Here is a 15,094-nt window from a genome sequence, read left to right as displayed (position 1 = left end):
TCGTCAATCAATCACAAGCAACCTAGCAAGTCCGCCGCACCGTGTGCTAGACATTTTCGCAACGTGTACTTGTTTCGCAGCGATACACTCCGCGTTATTCCAGGTGATCGACAGCGGCATGGATGAGATCGAAATCGTCGACTACGATCCGCGATGGCCGCTGCTGTTCGGCGAAGAGGCCGAAACGCTGCGTTCCGTGCTCGATTCATCGCTGATCGTCGGGCTCGAGCATTTCGGAAGCACCGCGATTCCCGGCCTCTCCGCCAAGCCCATCATCGATATCCTGATCGCCGTGCGATCATTGGCCGCAGCGAAGGCGACGTTCGTCGAGGCGCTTCAGCCCCTCGACTATGTCTATTGGCATCACAATCCCAGGAAGGACCGCATGTTCTTCGTCAAGGGGATGCCGCCGTTCGGCGCGAGACGCACCCATCACGTGCACGTCACGGAACCGGAGGGCGAGATGTGGCATCGCCTGGCATTCAGGGACTATCTGCGCAGCCATCCCGAGGAAGCCCTGACCTACGAGCGGCTCAAGCGACGGCTCGCCGCCGAGCATCCGACCGATCGCGAAGCCTACACCGAGGCGAAATCCGCTTACGTCGATCTCGTGATGCGCAAGGCGACCGGGCAGGCAGGATGACGGTTCAAGCGAAGTCGCTCTTGATATGCGGGAAAGCGGCGTGCGCGGCGCGTCAGCCCGCGCTGCGCACCGCGGCATCATAGGCGTCGATCGTGACCCTCGCCCTCGCCGCAATCTCCACAGCCGTGATGCCGGGCTTGTAGAGGCTGGAGCCGAGACCGAAGGCGCGAATGCCTGCCTTCACATACTCGGCAAAATTCCGGTCGGAGACGCCGCCGACCGCCGCAACCATCAGATCCGGCGGCAGCACCGCGCGGATCGCTGTGATGCCGGCAGCACCCAGTACGCTCGCCGGAAAGAATTTCAGGCCCGACGCGCCCGCCCGCGCCGCCAGCAGCGCCTCGGTCGGCGAGAGCACGCCGGGCAGCGTCACCATCGCACGCGCACGCGCCCGCGCCAGCACGTCGACATCGACATTCGGCGACACCATCAGCCGGCCGCCGGCACCGTGCAGGCGATCGACGTCATCAGCCGTCAGCACCGTGCCCGCGCCGATCAGCACGTCGGGCGGTGCACGTTTCACGGCGATCTCGATCGAGCGGAACGGCTCCGGCGAGTTGAGCGGAATCTCGATCGCGGTCATGCCGGCCTCGATCAGCCCGCTGACGATGCCCAGAACTTCATCCGGCTTCACCCCGCGCAGGATCGCGACCAGCGGGCGCTTCATCGGCGGAAACGGAATGCTCATCGGTTGATCCCTCAATTCGTCCAGATCGCCGTCGCCGCCGTGACGAGCCCGCGGCGGACCGCCTCATCTGCATCGACGGCATGATGCGGAATCGAAAGCGTCTCGAGCGCAAGTTGATAGAGCCGCTTGAGCCGCCCCGACGCGATCAGCGTGATCGCACCGCCTTGCGCATGTTCACCAAGCCCGGCCGCCAGTTCGATGCCGATCAGCGTGCCCGAGATCGTCTCGCGCGCGGCCGAAGCGGTGCCGCCGAACAGCAACTGCCGCGCGCGGACCCGGAACAGCAGGTTGGCGGCGGACGCCGGCGCGGCAAACGCCGCCCTCGCCGCCGCTCCGAACGCATCTTGATCGATGGCATCCTCGGCGTCTGCCACGGCGTGCGACAGGATGGTGTCGCGCGCGATCGCACTGAACAGCTCGCCGGTCATGAAAGTCGCGAAACGTTCGACGATGCCGCCACGCACGCGCACCCATTTGGAGTGCGTCCCGGGCATGCAGACGTCGGCTGCACCTGACGCATCGAGGCCGAGCGCGCCGAGCAACTGGGTTTCCTCGCCACGCATCACGTCGGGCGCCGCGCGATCGCGCTGGGCGATCCCCGGCAGGATCCGGATCTCGCGCGCGTGTCCGCCGACCACCGCGGCGCGATCGAGAATATCGGAGAGACGCGCCGGCGTATCGATGTAGCCGGCCTCGACCCAGCCCTGCCGCGCGCCAGCCATGCCGCAGATCACGACCGGCAGACCGGCGGCCGCGCCGAGCGCATCGAGATGCGATTGCAGCACGGCGGCAAAGCCGGTCCTGGCGGCCACCGTCATGCCCTCGTCGCTGCGCCGTTCGCCGAGCACGCCGCCGGCCGCGTCCATCAGCCAGAGCCGGAAGCTGCTGGTTCCCCAATCGATGGCAACATAGGCCGCCTCGCTCATTCCGTTCCGTCCCACGATGTCCCTGCTGCGCAACGACGGGTGTCGCCATCAGGATGCGATAGAGCCGTTCGCGGCATCGTGCAAGGCGCGAGGCGAATGCATCCGAGGCTCGCGACAGCCCGCGCTTCGGGATGACGGGACTGAGAGCAACGCAGGCCATTTGAAACGTGAAGAAGGTCTATTCAGCGCGCCGCCACGCGGCGGCTCCACTTCGCTTCGATCTTCGCTTTGATGGCGCGGACACGGGCCTCGTGGACGGCCCAGAACGCGCGGCTGGCGGCGGGGGTGCCCTGCCTGAGCCGCGCATAGACGTCGGCCGGACGCGGCGATCTGGCAACAGCCGGCGCGGACTTCGCCTCGGACTTGGCCTCGGCTGGCGGCTTCGGTGCAGCCGCCGGTGGATTGCCCGGCGGCAACGCGGCCATTGCGCCCGGCACCGCAAACGGCGAGCTCATCGCGACGAGCCGGTTGCGCGCGCGGTTGCAGTAGACCACCGAGCGCGGCGTCATGGTCTCCTCGCCGTGGCCGGCGCGATATTTCATCAGCGCGCGGCACAAATCGCCCTGCGCCAGCCGCCAGGCGCGGGCGAGATAGATCACGCCGTAATGGATGTTGACCTCGGGCCTGGCCAGTTCGGCCTTGTCGCCGCGGAAGCCGAGCATCGCCGCTGTCTCGGGACGCACCTGCATCGCGCCGATCTCGCCCACGCTTCCGATCACGCTGGAATCGTAGCGGCTCTCGACGAACACGACCGCTTCGGCGATGTCGGCCGGCAGCCCGGTGCCGAGCACTTCCTGCTCGATCAGCACACGGATCGCCGCGCGCGCCGGAAAGGTTTGGGTCGGCGCAACCGGCAGCTCGGCCGTCGCAGCGTCGACCGCGGACGTTGCATCGTCGGCCCGCGCCGGCGGTTCGGTGCCGGCAAAGACCATGGTGGAGGCGAGCGTCAGCGCCGCCGCGATGCCGATCCGCATCGCCCGCTCCCGCCACCACCGTGAAGCTCCCGCATCCATCATGCCGGCTTGGTAGCCCAGGGCCGTTAAATTTTGATGGCACCGCGTCCGGCAGCGGCGCGTTGCACGCACCGTGCGAAGGCACGGGATCGAATTACCGCGCGCCTTTCAGGGTACAGGAGGTCGTGCAGGTCGTGATGTTGCCGTGGTCACATTTGATGCAGGCGTTGACGCACTGGTCCATCACCTTGGGATTGTAGCTGCTGTAAAGGTTGGCCGTGCAGCTATTGGTCGATCCCGTGACTTCGGAATCGGACCAGCACCCGGACAGGCAAAGCGCCGCGATACCTAGCAAGATACCTAGCGAGATACCTAGCGAGATACCTGGCAAAATACCTGGCAAAATACCTGGAATGGCGACCTTGCGCATAAGGCCTCCTGCCGCGCGCCACCGGAGTAACCTTGATGGGTTAGGTTAAATTCCGGTTTCAATTGCGGCCTTATCCGGAAGCAGTATTGCTTATCCACCGGACATTTCCCCAAGGTCCGGGCCCACACCGGCAAAGCCGTCAGGCGATTCGTCTGGCGGCTTTGTTGGCGAGCAATGCAAGGATAGCAAGAAAGATGGCCCGAAAGCCGCGCTGGTCGTTCAAGGAGGACCGACGACTGATGGAACTGGCACGCTCCTCCAAGTCGCTGGAGGAGGTTGCAAAGGTCACCGGCCGCTCGCCGGAGCGGATCAAGAAGATGGCGATGCGGCTCGGCCTTTCGATCAAGCCGCGCAGGACGGCCAAGAAATAGATCGAAAGGCGGCTAGAGCTCCGGAGGGCAATCCTCCTTGGCCCGGACCCCGACCGGGATCGCCCGCCGCTCGGCCGCTACCGCGCGGGTGCAGGTGGTGAGGATGAAGGCGACCCGGCTGCATTGCCAATCCGGCCCGAGGGCGGCGCTGGAGACCGGCATCGGCGACGCCACGCTCCAGGACAAAAGAGCAGCCAGACATGCGCATGTCAGGATCGCGGCAACCAGCGCCACGCCCCTTCCGGACCACAGCTTGGACATCATGGCCTTGGTTCCCGTCCGATCACTGGCAATCTAGGAACGGCCTGCCCGGGGTCCTGTGAAGGAAATCACAAACGGGACCAAATATTTCGGACCGACCTTTGGGACCCGATGTGGGGGTCATACTGCACTGCCGCAAGAACGGTCAGCGTGCCGGCTCGATCACATTACAGTTGGTACGGCCGGACATCAGGCAGTCCTGCAGCTTGCTCTGCGCGGTCAGCTCGCGGGCGAGCCAGAGGCCGACGACGAGCATCACCACTGCCACCAGCAGCCCGACCAGCGCGCCGCGGCGGCTGCCTCCTCCGTCTTCCGGCTCGCTCATGATCGCCTTGGTTCCAGTTGTGTCGAACTTATCATGACCGCTTAGCACTGTTGCGGGCGATCAATTCTGCAACAGTCGCGGAATTAAATGCGCAGGTTCAACGCCAGACGTTGCACGCGGCGGCAGCTTGCGAAAAAATGTTCGCGTAAGGGAAGCGCGGGTTGCGGGGCGTGCCACATGGGCGAACACGAGGCGAGCTACGACCATTATCGTTACCGGCAACTGCTCGCGGAGGCCGTCGACGAGACCAGCCGGCTGCAGCTGATCAACCTCCTGATCCGGGAGAAGGCGCGCGACCGCCTGGAGGCCCAGCGCGCCTCCGACCGGACCGCAATGACCGCCGAGACGGTTGCAAAAGTCTTGGGCAACTACGGACGGCGCGTGCATTTTCCGCGCAGCTGATGGTCGGGACTTCGCGGTGATCGTTCGCTCACCACCGTAACACGGCCGGCGCCGCGCCGATCGCTGCGGAATCATATCTCGCTTGCTTCCGGAGTATTGGTTCAACGCTGGCATTTTCGCCTCGCATCACTTATTGAAACGGCGAACTAACCCCCAATCCCAACACAGACAGAACGGAGCAGACCTCCTCTATGAGTGGCTTCAAGGAACCGGGTTTTGCCGATCGCGCGAAGGCGGCCCAGCAGGCGCGGCAAAACATCCTCAACAAGTTTCGCGCCCAGCCGGGAGCTGATGATCCTGCCGTGAAGGCGCGGGCCGACGAACGCGCGGCGATCGCCGAGCGGCGCGCCAAGGCCAAGGAGGCGCGCGACGCCGAGAAGGCCGAGCAGAAGCGCCGCGAGGAAGAGGCCGCCGCGGCCGAGGCCGCCCGGATCGCGCGCGAGAAGGAAGAGGAAGAGACGCGGCTCGCCGCACAGGAGGCCGAACAGAAGGCCAAGCGCGATGCCCGTTATGCCGCCCGCAAGGAGCGCGGCAAGAAGAAGCGGTAGGCCGCACAACAGGCCCGCCGCACCGGCGGGCCTGCTGACGACGATAAGACGACCGCGATGCGAGGACGGCGATACGGTGACGCCGACGCGGTGACGGCGGTCAGTTCTTCTTCATGCCGTCGTCTTTCTTCATCATGGCGCCGCCGTCCTTCTTCATGGCGTCGTCCTTCTTCATCATGCCGCCATCCTTCTTCATGGCATCCTTGGACATCGAGTCCTCTTTCTTCATCGCGTCGTCCTTGCCCATCTTGTCCTGAGCGAAGGCTGTGGGCGCGAGCGCGAGGCTGAGCGACAGGAGCGCGGCGGAAAGGCCGATGGAGGTCTTGGTCATGAGGGTGATCCCTTGTGTGGTCGAATGTGAGCGCGACGACTGCCGCTTCCTCCTCGACGCGTCGGGACCATCCCGTGTTACCGCGAATAACGAATTCTTGAACCGCGCGGCACAGTGTGCGCTGCAGCAAGACGAGCTCTTGCCGTCGCGCGCGGGTCCGCTCTATCAGGGCGCCTCGAACTATCAGACTAGAGAAGATTCACGCCGAGACCGGGTAAGCTGAAGCTCCGCACCCGGCCTAACAGCCACTCAAGAAGCTCTTCCTGGGAGACACCATGCTCACACGCCGCCACGTCCTCGCTTCCGCCCTCGCCGCGCCTGCCGTCCTGCGCATGGGCGTGGGCACCGCGCATGCCGCGACCGCGCTGAAGATCTCCCATCAATTCCCCGGCGGCACCATCGACAAGGGCGACTTCCGCGACCGGCTGTGCCGGATGTTCGCGGCCGAGGTGGCCAAGCGCTCGGGCGGCGATCTCACCGCGGAGGTCTATCCGAACTCCTCGCTGATCAAGACCAACGCGCAGTTCTCGGCGATGCGCAAGGGCGCGCTCGACCTCAGCCTGTATCCGATGCCCTATGCCGGCGGCGAATTGCCGGAGACCAATATCGGCCTGATGCCGGGCCTGGTCACGACCTACCAGCAGGGCCTGCGCTGGAAAAAGGAGCCGGTCGGCAAGGCGCTGTCCGACTTCCTCGCCGACAAGGGCATCCTGCTGATCTCCTGGGTCTGGCAGGCCGGCGGCGTCGCCAGCCGCTCCAAGGCGATCGTGGCGCCGGAAGACGCCAAGGGCATGAAGGTGCGCGGCGGCTCGCGCGAGATGGACATGGTGCTGCAGACCGCCGGCGCCGCGGTGCTGTCGGTGCCCTCCAACGAGCTTTACGCCGCGATGCAGACCGGCGCCTGCGACGCCGGCATCACCTCCTCGACCAGCCTGATCTCGTTCCGCCTCGAGGAGATCGCGAAATCGCTGACCTCGGGCGCCACCGCCTCCTACTGGTTCATGCTGGAGCCTCTGATGATGTCGAAGGCGATCTTCGACAATCTGCCGAAGAACCAGCAGGACATCATTCTCGCGGTCGGCATGGAGCTCGAGGCGTTCGGCCTCAAGGGCGCGCAGGACGACGACGCCGAGGTCGCCAAGGTCTATGAGAAGGCCGGCGCCAAGGTCGCTGCGCTCGATGCCGGCATCGTCGGCAAGTGGCGCGATATTGCGCGCGACACCGCCTGGAAGGACTACGGCGCCAAGACCGCGACCGCGGCCAACCTGCTGAAGCTCGCAAGCGACGTTGCCGCATGATGCATGGTCCGGTCGCGGATCAAGACGAAAGCACTGGCGTCGCCGCGGGCAATACGCCCCTGGCGGCGCTCGAGCGCGTGCTGTCCGTCTGCAACAACATCATCGTGGTGTTCGCAGCCCTCGCGCTGATCACCGCCTGCGCGATCCTGAGCTACAGCGTGCTCGGCCGCGCCCTGTTCCAGATGGCGAACTACTGGCAGGACGAGGCCGCCGTGTTCCTTCTGGTCGGCGCCACCTTCATGACCTCGGCCTATGTGCAGAGCCAGCGCGGCCATGTCAGCATCGAGGCCTTTGTCGGCCTGCTCTCGACGCGCGCCAACAGCGTCAGGCTGTGGCTGGTCGACGTCGCGAGCTTCGCATTCTGTAGCTTCTTCGCCTGGAAGTCCTGGACCTTGGCGCATGAAGCCTATGTCGACGGCCAGGTCTCGAACTCGATGTGGTCGCCGCCGCTGGCGATCCCCTATGTGCTGATGGCGCTGGGCATGACGCTGCTCTGCGTGCAGCTCCTGCTGCAGATCCTCATCCCGCTTGTTGGTGGCGCCCGCCGATGACCGTGTTTGGCATTGGCATCTCCTATGGGCTTGCCACCCTGTTTGCGATGTTCTCCGGCATGCCCATTGCGTTTGCGTTGGGCGCGGTTGCGGTCGTGTTCATGGCGATCTACATGCCGGCGGCCTCGCTCGATACGGTGACGCAGAACGTCTACGAGGAGATGGCCTCGATCACGCTGCTGTCGATCCCGCTGTTCATCCTGAAGGGCGCGGCGATCGGAAAGTCGCGCGCCGGCCAGGATCTCTATTCGGCGCTGCATGCCTGGCTGCACCGGGTGCCGGGCGGCCTCGGCGTCGCCAACGTGTTCGCCTGCGCGCTGTTCGCGGCGATGGCAGGCTCCTCGCCCGCGACCTGTTCGGCGATCGGCTCGGCCGGCATTCCGGAGATGCGCAAGCGCGGCTATTCCGGCGGCTTTGCCGCCGGCATCATCGCCGCCGGCGGCACGCTCGGCATCCTGCTGCCGCCCTCGATCACAATGATCCTGTTCGCGGTCGCGGCCGAGAAATCGCTGGGCCGGCTGTTCCTCGCCGGCATCGGACCCGGGCTGTTACTGGTGACGCTGTTCGGCATCTACGCCGTGTTCCGCTTCCGCAAGGAATATGCGACGGCCAAGGCGGCCTATGAGGCGACCGGCAAGGATGCCGCGATCCTGCAGCGCGACGAGTTCACGATGGCCGAGCGGTTCAGCGCGCTGCCGCGCGTGCTGCCGTTCGTGCTGCTGCTCACCGGCGTCATGATCGCGCTCTATGGCGGCTACGCCACGCCGTCGGAGACCGCCGGCCTCGGCGGCCTGCTCGCGCTGGCGCTGATCGCGGTGATCTACAGCGTGTGGCGGCCGAGCGACCTGTCGCCGATCCTGAAATCGACCATCCGCGAATCCACCATGCTGATGCTGATCATCGGCATGTCGCTGCTCTACTCCTACGTGATGAGCTACCTGCACATCTCGCAGTCGGCGGCGGAGTCGATCGTCGCGATGCACCTGCCGCGCTGGGAGCTGCTGTTCGCGATCCTGGTCATGGTGATCGTGCTCGGCTTCTTCCTGCCGCCGGTCTCGATCATCCTGATGACCGCACCGATCATCCTGCCGCCGCTCCGCGCCGCCAATTTCGACATCATCTGGTTCGGCATCGTGATGACCATCGTGATGGAGATGGGCCTGATCCACCCGCCGGTGGGCTTGAACATCTTCGTCATCCGCAACGTCGCGCCGGACATTCCGCTCAGCGAGGTGATCTGGGGCACGCTGCCCTTCGTGCTGCTGATGATGTTCGCGGTGCTGATGCTGTGCTTCTTCCCGGAGATTTCCACCTCACTGCCGAACCTGGTCATGGGCCCGGACGGGAGCCACTAGAGCGTTTTCGAGCGAAGTGGATACCGGTTCGCGTGAAGAAAACGCGTCAAAACAAAAAGCTAGAGCTTCGGTTCTGATTCAATCAGAACCGAAAATGCTCCAGCGCGTAGGATGGGTAGAGCGAAGCGAAACCCATCACCTTCCGTGGGTTTCGCTTCGCTCTACCCGCGCTACGAAGCGCGTGTCGCCTTGGCGTTCAGCGCGGTGGCCACGCGGCTCACCGGCGGGCGGCCGAGCAACCCGGCAATCTCATTCGTCGCGGCCAGCAACCTGCCCATGTCGACGCCGGTCGCAATCCCCATGCCTTCGAGCATATAGACCACGTCCTCCGTCGCGACATTCCCGGTCGCGCCGGGTGCGTAGGGGCAACCGCCGAGGCCGCCGGCGGCGCTATCGATGACGCGGACGCCCTCCTCCATGCCGGCATGGAGATTGGCCAGCGCCTGGCCGTAGGTATCGTGGAAGTGCATCGCGAGGCTGGCCGCCGGGAGCTCGGAGGCAACGGCACGCAGCATCTGCCTGGCCTTGAGCGGTGTGCCGACGCCGATGGTGTCGCCGAGCGAAATCTCGTAGCAGCCGAGATCCCACAACGTGACGGCGAGGTCGGCAACCGCCTTCGGCTTGATCTCGCCGTCGAACGGGCAGCCCAGCACACAGGAGATATAGCCACGCACCTTGACGCCATCGGCCTTGGCGCGTGCCAGCACCGGCCGGAAGCGCTCGATTGATTCCGCGATCGAGCAGTTGATGTTGGCGCGCGAGAATCCTTCGGACGCCGCCGCGAATACCGAGACCACCTGAGCACCGGCCGCGCGCGCGGCGTCGTAGCCCTTCTCGTTCGGAACCAGCACGTGGAATTCGGCACCCTTGATGTGGCTGACGCCGCGCAGCACCTGATCGGAGCTTGCCATCTGCGGGATCGCTTTCGGCGAGACGAAGGCGCCGACCTCGACGGTGGTGAGACCGGCGGCCACCAGCGCCTCGACAAAGGCGATGCGGGCCTCGATGCTGACCGATGCCTTCTCGTTCTGGAGGCCGTCGCGCGGCCCCATCTCGATGATCCTGACGTGATCGCTCATGACGCGGCCGGCTCGACTTCGGCGAGCTCGACGCCCTCGCCGACGATATCGCCGACCTTGCATTTGAGCTTCTTCAACACGCCGGCATAGGGCGCGCGCAAGGTCTGCTCCATCTTCATCACTTCCAGAGTGAGGATCGGTGCGCCCTTCTCGAGCGTCGCGCCTTCCTCTGCGAGCAGAGCGACCACCGTTCCCGGCAAGGGTGCCACGATCTTGTCCTCGCCGACCTGCTCCTCGCTCTCGCCGCCGAACGGATCGACCCAATGCAGGTCGAAGCGGCCGTTGCGGGTGCGCAGATAGAGTTCGTGGCCCTCGATCACGGACACAACGCGCGACTTGACGCCGTTGAGGATCAGGTCGAAGCCGCCGTCGCCAGGCGACGAGATCGAAAATGTGAGTTCGCGGCCGCCGATCGTCAGCGTCGACGGTCCGTTGCCATAGTGCAGCGTGATGGTCTGGGCAGGCTCGTGGCCCTGCCGGAACGAAAAGACCCGCTGCCGGCGGCCGACCGGCATCCAGCCAAAGGTCTGCCAGGGCGAGTTCGCCTCGCTCCGCGCAGCCTTCCGTTCCTCGCTCACGATCGACGCGACCGCCGCGCAGAGTTCGAACTCACCGGCCGCGCCCTTCTCGGCGGTCAGGTTCTTCAGTTGACGCTCGATGAAGCCGGTATCGATCTTGTTCGCCCGCGTGTCCGGATGCGTCACCAGCGCCGACAAGAACGGGATGTTGGTGACGATGCCGCGGACGTCGGTCTGCTCCAGACCGCGGTTGAGCTTCTCGATCGCCCCCTCTCGCGTCGGCGCCCAGGCGATCACCTTGGCGAGCATCGCGTCGTAGTAAGGAGACACAGCGTCGCCGCTGCGATAGCCGGCGTCGATGCGCAAGCCATCGCCATCCGGCGGCGTCCGCCAGGTCTTGATGCGGCCGACTGAGGGCATAAAGTTCTTCTGCGGGTTCTCGGCGTAAACGCGTGCCTCGATGGCGTGACCGTTGAGCCTGATCTCGTCCTGCTTCAGCGGCAGCGACTCACCGAAGGCAACACGGAGCTGCCATTCGACGAGGTCGACGCCAGTGATTAATTCAGTGACGGGGTGCTCGACCTGCAGGCGGGTGTTCATCTCGATGAAGAACACGTCCTTGCCGTCGGAGACGAACTCGATGGTGCCGGCGCCGACATAATTGACCGCGCCGGCCGCCTTGCGCGCGGCCTCGCAGACCGCCTCGCGCTGCGCGGCGTTGAGCGTCGGCGACGGCGCCTCCTCGATCACCTTCTGGTGGCGCCGTTGCAGCGTGCATTCGCGCTCCCACAACGACAGCAGCTTGCCGTGGCTGTCGCCGATGATCTGCACCTCGATGTGGCGCGGGTTCTGGACGTATTTCTCGATCAGCATGCGGTCGTCGCCGAACGCCGCCTTGGCCTCGCGCTTTGCGCTGGTGATCGCAGCCGACAGCTCGGCCGCCGCATTGACCACGCGCATGCCGCGGCCGCCGCCGCCGGCTGACGCCTTGACCAGCACCGGGAAGCCGATCCGGTTGGCGGCCTCGGCAAGGACCGCCTCGTCCTGCGCCTCGCCGTGATAGCCCGGCACCAGCGGCACGCCGGCCTTCTCCATCAGCGCCTTGGAGCCGGACTTCGAGCCCATCGCCGTCATCATCTCGGCGGTCGGGCCGACGAAGACGAGACCCGCATCGAGGCAGGCCTGCGCGAATTCGGCATTCTCCGACAGGAAGCCGTAGCCGGGATGCACGGCCTCGGCACCGGTCTCCTTGGCGGCCGCGATCACACGCTCGATGTTGAGATAGCTGTCGCGTGCCCGCGCCGGCCCGAGCAGCACGGCCTCGTCGGCGAGCGCGACATGCATCGCATCGCGGTCGGCCTCGGAATAGACCGCGACGGTGCGCAACCCCATGGCGCGCGCGGACCGAATAACGCGGCAGGCAATCTCGCCGCGGTTGGCGATCAGGAGCGTGCGGAAGCGCCGGTAGAGTTTTGAGCGGTCCATGGTCACATCCTGAACAGGCCGAACTTCGTCGGCTCGATCGGCGCGTTGGCGGCGGCAGACAGCCCGAGCCCGAGCAACAGGCGGGTATCGGCGGGATCGATCACGCCGTCGTCCCAGAGGCGCGCGGTTGCGTAATAGGGATTGCCCTGGCTCTCGTATTTGGCGCGGATCGGCGCCCGGAACGCCTCCTCCTCTTCCGCCGACCAGGCCTCGCCCTTGGCCTCGATGTTGTCGCGGCGCACCTGGCTCAGCACCATCGAGGCCTGCTCACCGCCCATCACAGAGATGCGGGCGTTGGGCCACAGCCAGAGGAAACGCGGTGAGTAGGCGCGGCCGCACATGCCGTAATTGCCGGCGCCGTAGGAGCCGCCGATCACGACGGTGAATTTCGGCACGCCGGCGGTAGCAACCGCGGTCACCAGCTTGGCGCCATCGCGGGCGATGCCGCCGGCCTCATATTTCTTGCCGACCATGAAGCCGGTGATGTTCTGCAAGAACACGAGGGGAATACCGCGCTGGCAGCACAGCTCGATGAAGTGCGCACCCTTCAACGAGCTCTCGCTGAACAGAATGCCGTTGTTGGCGATGATCCCGACCGGATGGCCCCAGATGTGCGCGAAACCGCAGATCAGCGTGGTGCCGTACAGCTTCTTGAACTCGTCGAATTCGGAGCCGTCGACGATCCGCGCGATGATGTCGTGCACGTCGAACGGCTTTCTGCCGTCGGCGGAGACGACGCCGTAGATCTCCTCGGCGGGAAACAGCGGCGCCTCGGGGGTGCGCATGTTGAGCGGCGGCTTGGCCGGCTGCTTCAGCGTCCCCACGATGCGGCGCGCGATCCCGATCGCATGCGCGTCGTTCTGGGCATAGTGATCGGTGACGCCCGATTGCCGTGAATGCACGTCGGCGCCGCCGAGCTCTTCGGCCGTGACCACCTCGCCGGTCGCCGCCTTCACCAGCGGCGGCCCGCCGAGGAAGATGGTGCCTTGATTGCGCACGATGATGCTCTCGTCCGACATCGCCGGCACATAGGCGCCGCCGGCGGTGCAGGAGCCCATCACGATCGCGATCTGCGGAATGCCCTGCGCCGACATTTGCGCCTGATTGTAGAAGATGCGGCCGAAGTGCCGCTCGTCGGGGAATATCTCGTCCTGCAGCGGCAGGAAGGCGCCGCCGGAATCCACCATGTAGACGCAGGGCAGATTGTTCTGCCGCGCGATATCCTGGGCGCGCAGATGCTTCTTCACCGTCATCGGATAATAGGTGCCGCCCTTGATGGTGGCATCGTTGGCGACGATGATGCATTCGCGCCCGGCGATGCGTCCCACGCCAGTGACAACGCTCGCCGAATGCACGTCACCGCCATAGAGCCCGTTGGCGGCGAGCGGCGACAGCTCCAGGAACGCCGTTCCGGGATCGACCAGCAGATCGACGCGATCGCGCGCCAGCATCTTGCCGCGCGAGGTGTGACGCTTGCGCGAGGCCTCGCCGCCGCCGCCGGAGACCTCGTTGAGCTTGTCGCGGAGCTCCGCGACCAGGCCACGCATGACGTCGGCGTTGCGCGCGAATTCGGAGGATGTGGGATCGATCGTCGAATGAAGCGGCATCTCGGTTGCACGTTTCGTTGGAGGAGCCGGATGTTCGAGCTGGATCATCGCGCCGAGGGCGCGATGATTGTAATCAGGCCGTCTTCGCGAACAGCTCGCGGCCGATCAGCATGCGGCGGATCTCGCTGGTGCCGGCGCCGATCTCGTAGAGCTTGGCGTCGCGCAGCAGGCGGCCGGTCGGATAGTCGTTGATGTAGCCGTTGCCGCCGAGCAGCTGGATCGCGTCCAGCGCACACTGGGTGGCCTTCTCGGCGGCATAGAGGATCGCGCCGGCGGCATCCTCGCGCGTGGTCTCGCCGCGATCGCAGGCTTTTGCCACCGCATAAACATAAGCGCGCGAAGCGTTCATCGTGGTGTACATGTCGGCGATCTTGCCCTGCACCAGCTGGAACGAGCCGATCGGTTCGCCGAACTGCTTGCGCTCGTGGACATAGGGCAGCACCACGTCCATGCAGGCCTGCATGATGCCGATCGGGCCAGCGGCCAGCACCGCGCGCTCGTAGTCGAGGCCCGACATCAGCACATTGACGCCGCGGCCGACGTCGTTGAGGACGTTCTCCTCCGGCACCTCGCAATCCTCGAACACTAGCTCGCAGGTGTCGGAGCCGCGCATGCCGAGCTTGTCGAGCTTCTGCGCGGTGGAAAATCCCTTCATGCCCTTTTCGATGATGAAGGCGGTGATGCCGCGCGGGCCGCCATTCGGATCGGTCTTGGCGTAGACAACCAGCGTCTCGGCGTGGGGACCGTTCGTGATCCACATCTTGCTGCCGTTGAGCACGAAGCGGTCGCCCTTCTTCTCGGCACGGGTCTTCATCGAGACCACGTCCGAGCCGGCGGACGGCTCGGACATCGCGAGCGAACCGACATGCTCGCCGGAGATCAGCTTCGGCAGATACTTCCGCTTCTGCGCCTCGTTGCCGTTGCGGCGGATCTGGTTGATGCAGAGGTTGGAATGGGCGCCGTAAGCCAGCCCGACCGAGGCCGAAGCGCGCGAGATCTCCTCGACCGCGATGCAGTGTTCGAGATAGCCGAGGCCCGACCCGCCGTACTCCTCCTCGACCGTGATGCCGTGCAGGCCGAGCGCGCCGATCTTCGGCCAGAGGTCGCGCGGAAACTGATTGCTGCGGTCGATTTCGGCCGCGCGCGGCGCGATCTCATTGGAGGAGAAATCGTGGACGGTCTCGCGGATCGCATCCGCGGTCTCGCCGAGGTCGAAATTGAAGATGGCTGCCCGGTTCGAGGCCATGATCCCTCCCTTGGAGATTCATCTTGCAATTAAACGATCATACGTTTTTTTCTTGGCTTCGCAAGCGATCGTGCTAT

Annotated in this window: 18 protein-coding genes; 7 read left to right on the top strand and 11 right to left on the bottom strand. The window is 65.4% G+C overall.

What is annotated here, in order from left to right:
• Positions 1-118: 118 nt before the first annotated feature.
• A complete protein-coding gene (locus IC762_RS17435) occupies positions 119-643 on the top strand; it encodes a GrpB family protein (protein ID WP_195783517.1) in 525 nt (174 codons plus the stop codon).
• A gap of 52 nt (positions 644-695) precedes the next feature.
• Here the strand turns inward: IC762_RS17435 and IC762_RS17430 are convergent, their stop codons facing one another.
• The 4 genes from IC762_RS17430 to IC762_RS17415 all read right to left on the bottom strand — a co-directional run bounded on the left by IC762_RS17430 (position 696) and on the right by IC762_RS17415 (position 3,640).
• The gene (locus IC762_RS17430; RefSeq protein WP_195783516.1) at positions 696-1,331 is read right to left on the bottom strand and encodes a 2-dehydro-3-deoxy-6-phosphogalactonate aldolase; all 636 of its coding nucleotides are present in this window, start codon (positions 1,329-1,331) and stop codon (positions 696-698) included.
• An 11-nt stretch (positions 1,332-1,342) separates the two neighbouring features.
• Entirely contained in the window at positions 1,343-2,257 is a 915-nt protein-coding gene (locus IC762_RS17425) for a 2-dehydro-3-deoxygalactonokinase (protein WP_195783515.1), read from the bottom strand.
• A gap of 182 nt (positions 2,258-2,439) precedes the next feature.
• Positions 2,440-3,231, bottom strand: coding sequence for a transglycosylase SLT domain-containing protein (locus tag IC762_RS17420; RefSeq protein WP_195783514.1), 792 nt, complete (start codon positions 3,229-3,231; stop codon positions 2,440-2,442).
• 133 nt (positions 3,232-3,364) lie between these two features.
• The gene (locus IC762_RS17415) at positions 3,365-3,640 is read right to left on the bottom strand and encodes a hypothetical protein (RefSeq protein WP_246801063.1); all 276 of its coding nucleotides are present in this window, start codon (positions 3,638-3,640) and stop codon (positions 3,365-3,367) included.
• Positions 3,641-3,834: 194 nt separating this feature from the next.
• Here IC762_RS17415 and IC762_RS17410 point away from each other — a divergent pair, with 194 nt between their 5' ends.
• Entirely contained in the window at positions 3,835-4,011 is a 177-nt protein-coding gene (locus IC762_RS17410) for a hypothetical protein (protein ID WP_195783513.1), read from the top strand.
• Positions 4,012-4,023: 12 nt separating this feature from the next.
• Here the strand turns inward: IC762_RS17410 and IC762_RS17405 are convergent, their stop codons facing one another.
• Both IC762_RS17405 and IC762_RS17400 read right to left on the bottom strand, forming a co-directional pair.
• Positions 4,024-4,275, bottom strand: coding sequence for a hypothetical protein (locus IC762_RS17405; RefSeq protein ID WP_246801061.1), 252 nt, complete (start codon positions 4,273-4,275; stop codon positions 4,024-4,026).
• Positions 4,276-4,417: 142 nt separating this feature from the next.
• Positions 4,418-4,597, bottom strand: a complete 180-nt coding sequence (locus IC762_RS17400; protein WP_195783512.1) for a hypothetical protein — start codon at positions 4,595-4,597, stop codon at positions 4,418-4,420.
• 177 nt (positions 4,598-4,774) lie between these two features.
• Between IC762_RS17400 and IC762_RS17395 the strand changes: the two genes are divergently transcribed.
• Together IC762_RS17395 and IC762_RS17390 are read left to right on the top strand one after the other, a co-directional pair.
• Positions 4,775-4,999 (top strand): hypothetical protein, encoded by a 225-nt coding sequence (locus IC762_RS17395; protein WP_195783511.1) that lies wholly within the window; start codon positions 4,775-4,777, stop codon positions 4,997-4,999.
• 191 nt (positions 5,000-5,190) lie between these two features.
• Positions 5,191-5,547 carry a DUF6481 family protein gene (locus tag IC762_RS17390; protein ID WP_195783510.1) on the top strand — a complete coding sequence of 119 codons (357 nt, stop codon included), beginning with the start codon at positions 5,191-5,193 and terminating at the stop codon, positions 5,545-5,547.
• Between the two features lie 100 nt (positions 5,548-5,647).
• On the opposite strand, the gene IC762_RS17385 is transcribed toward IC762_RS17390, so the two are convergent.
• Complete coding sequence (locus tag IC762_RS17385; RefSeq protein ID WP_433995835.1) at positions 5,648-5,878, bottom strand: pentapeptide MXKDX repeat protein; 231 nt, start codon at positions 5,876-5,878, stop codon at positions 5,648-5,650.
• A gap of 275 nt (positions 5,879-6,153) precedes the next feature.
• Here IC762_RS17385 and dctP point away from each other — a divergent pair, with 275 nt between their 5' ends.
• Genes dctP through IC762_RS17370 form a run of 3 tightly spaced genes read left to right on the top strand, consistent with a single transcriptional unit; the run spans position 6,154 to position 9,082 of the window.
• A complete protein-coding gene (gene dctP / locus IC762_RS17380; protein WP_195783509.1) occupies positions 6,154-7,176 on the top strand; it encodes a TRAP transporter substrate-binding protein DctP in 1,023 nt (340 codons plus the stop codon).
• Positions 7,173-7,727 carry a TRAP transporter small permease gene (locus IC762_RS17375; protein ID WP_195783508.1) on the top strand — a complete coding sequence of 185 codons (555 nt, stop codon included), beginning with the start codon at positions 7,173-7,175 and terminating at the stop codon, positions 7,725-7,727. The genes dctP and IC762_RS17375 overlap by 4 nt, the downstream gene beginning before the upstream one ends.
• Positions 7,724-9,082 (top strand): TRAP transporter large permease, encoded by a 1,359-nt coding sequence (locus IC762_RS17370; protein WP_195783507.1) that lies wholly within the window; start codon positions 7,724-7,726, stop codon positions 9,080-9,082. Before IC762_RS17375 ends, IC762_RS17370 begins: the two co-directional genes overlap by 4 nt.
• 170 nt (positions 9,083-9,252) lie before the next feature.
• On the opposite strand, the gene IC762_RS17365 is transcribed toward IC762_RS17370, so the two are convergent.
• From IC762_RS17365 to IC762_RS17350, 4 genes are all read right to left on the bottom strand, one after another.
• Positions 9,253-10,161 (bottom strand): hydroxymethylglutaryl-CoA lyase, encoded by a 909-nt coding sequence (locus IC762_RS17365; protein WP_195783506.1) that lies wholly within the window; start codon positions 10,159-10,161, stop codon positions 9,253-9,255.
• A complete protein-coding gene (locus IC762_RS17360) occupies positions 10,158-12,164 on the bottom strand; it encodes an acetyl/propionyl/methylcrotonyl-CoA carboxylase subunit alpha (RefSeq protein WP_195783505.1) in 2,007 nt (668 codons plus the stop codon). The genes IC762_RS17365 and IC762_RS17360 overlap by 4 nt, the downstream gene beginning before the upstream one ends.
• Positions 12,165-12,166: 2 nt before the next feature.
• The gene (locus IC762_RS17355; RefSeq protein ID WP_195783504.1) at positions 12,167-13,771 is read right to left on the bottom strand and encodes a carboxyl transferase domain-containing protein; all 1,605 of its coding nucleotides are present in this window, start codon (positions 13,769-13,771) and stop codon (positions 12,167-12,169) included.
• A 73-nt stretch (positions 13,772-13,844) separates the two neighbouring features.
• The gene (locus IC762_RS17350; protein ID WP_195783503.1) at positions 13,845-15,017 is read right to left on the bottom strand and encodes an isovaleryl-CoA dehydrogenase; all 1,173 of its coding nucleotides are present in this window, start codon (positions 15,015-15,017) and stop codon (positions 13,845-13,847) included.
• Positions 15,018-15,094: the final 77 nt, after the last annotated feature.

The organism is Bradyrhizobium genosp. L (assembly GCF_015624485.1).
Taxonomy (GTDB): Bacteria; Pseudomonadota; Alphaproteobacteria; order Rhizobiales; family Xanthobacteraceae; genus Bradyrhizobium.
Note: the sequence above shows the minus strand (reverse complement) of the source record. Positions and strands in the feature narration are given on the sequence as shown.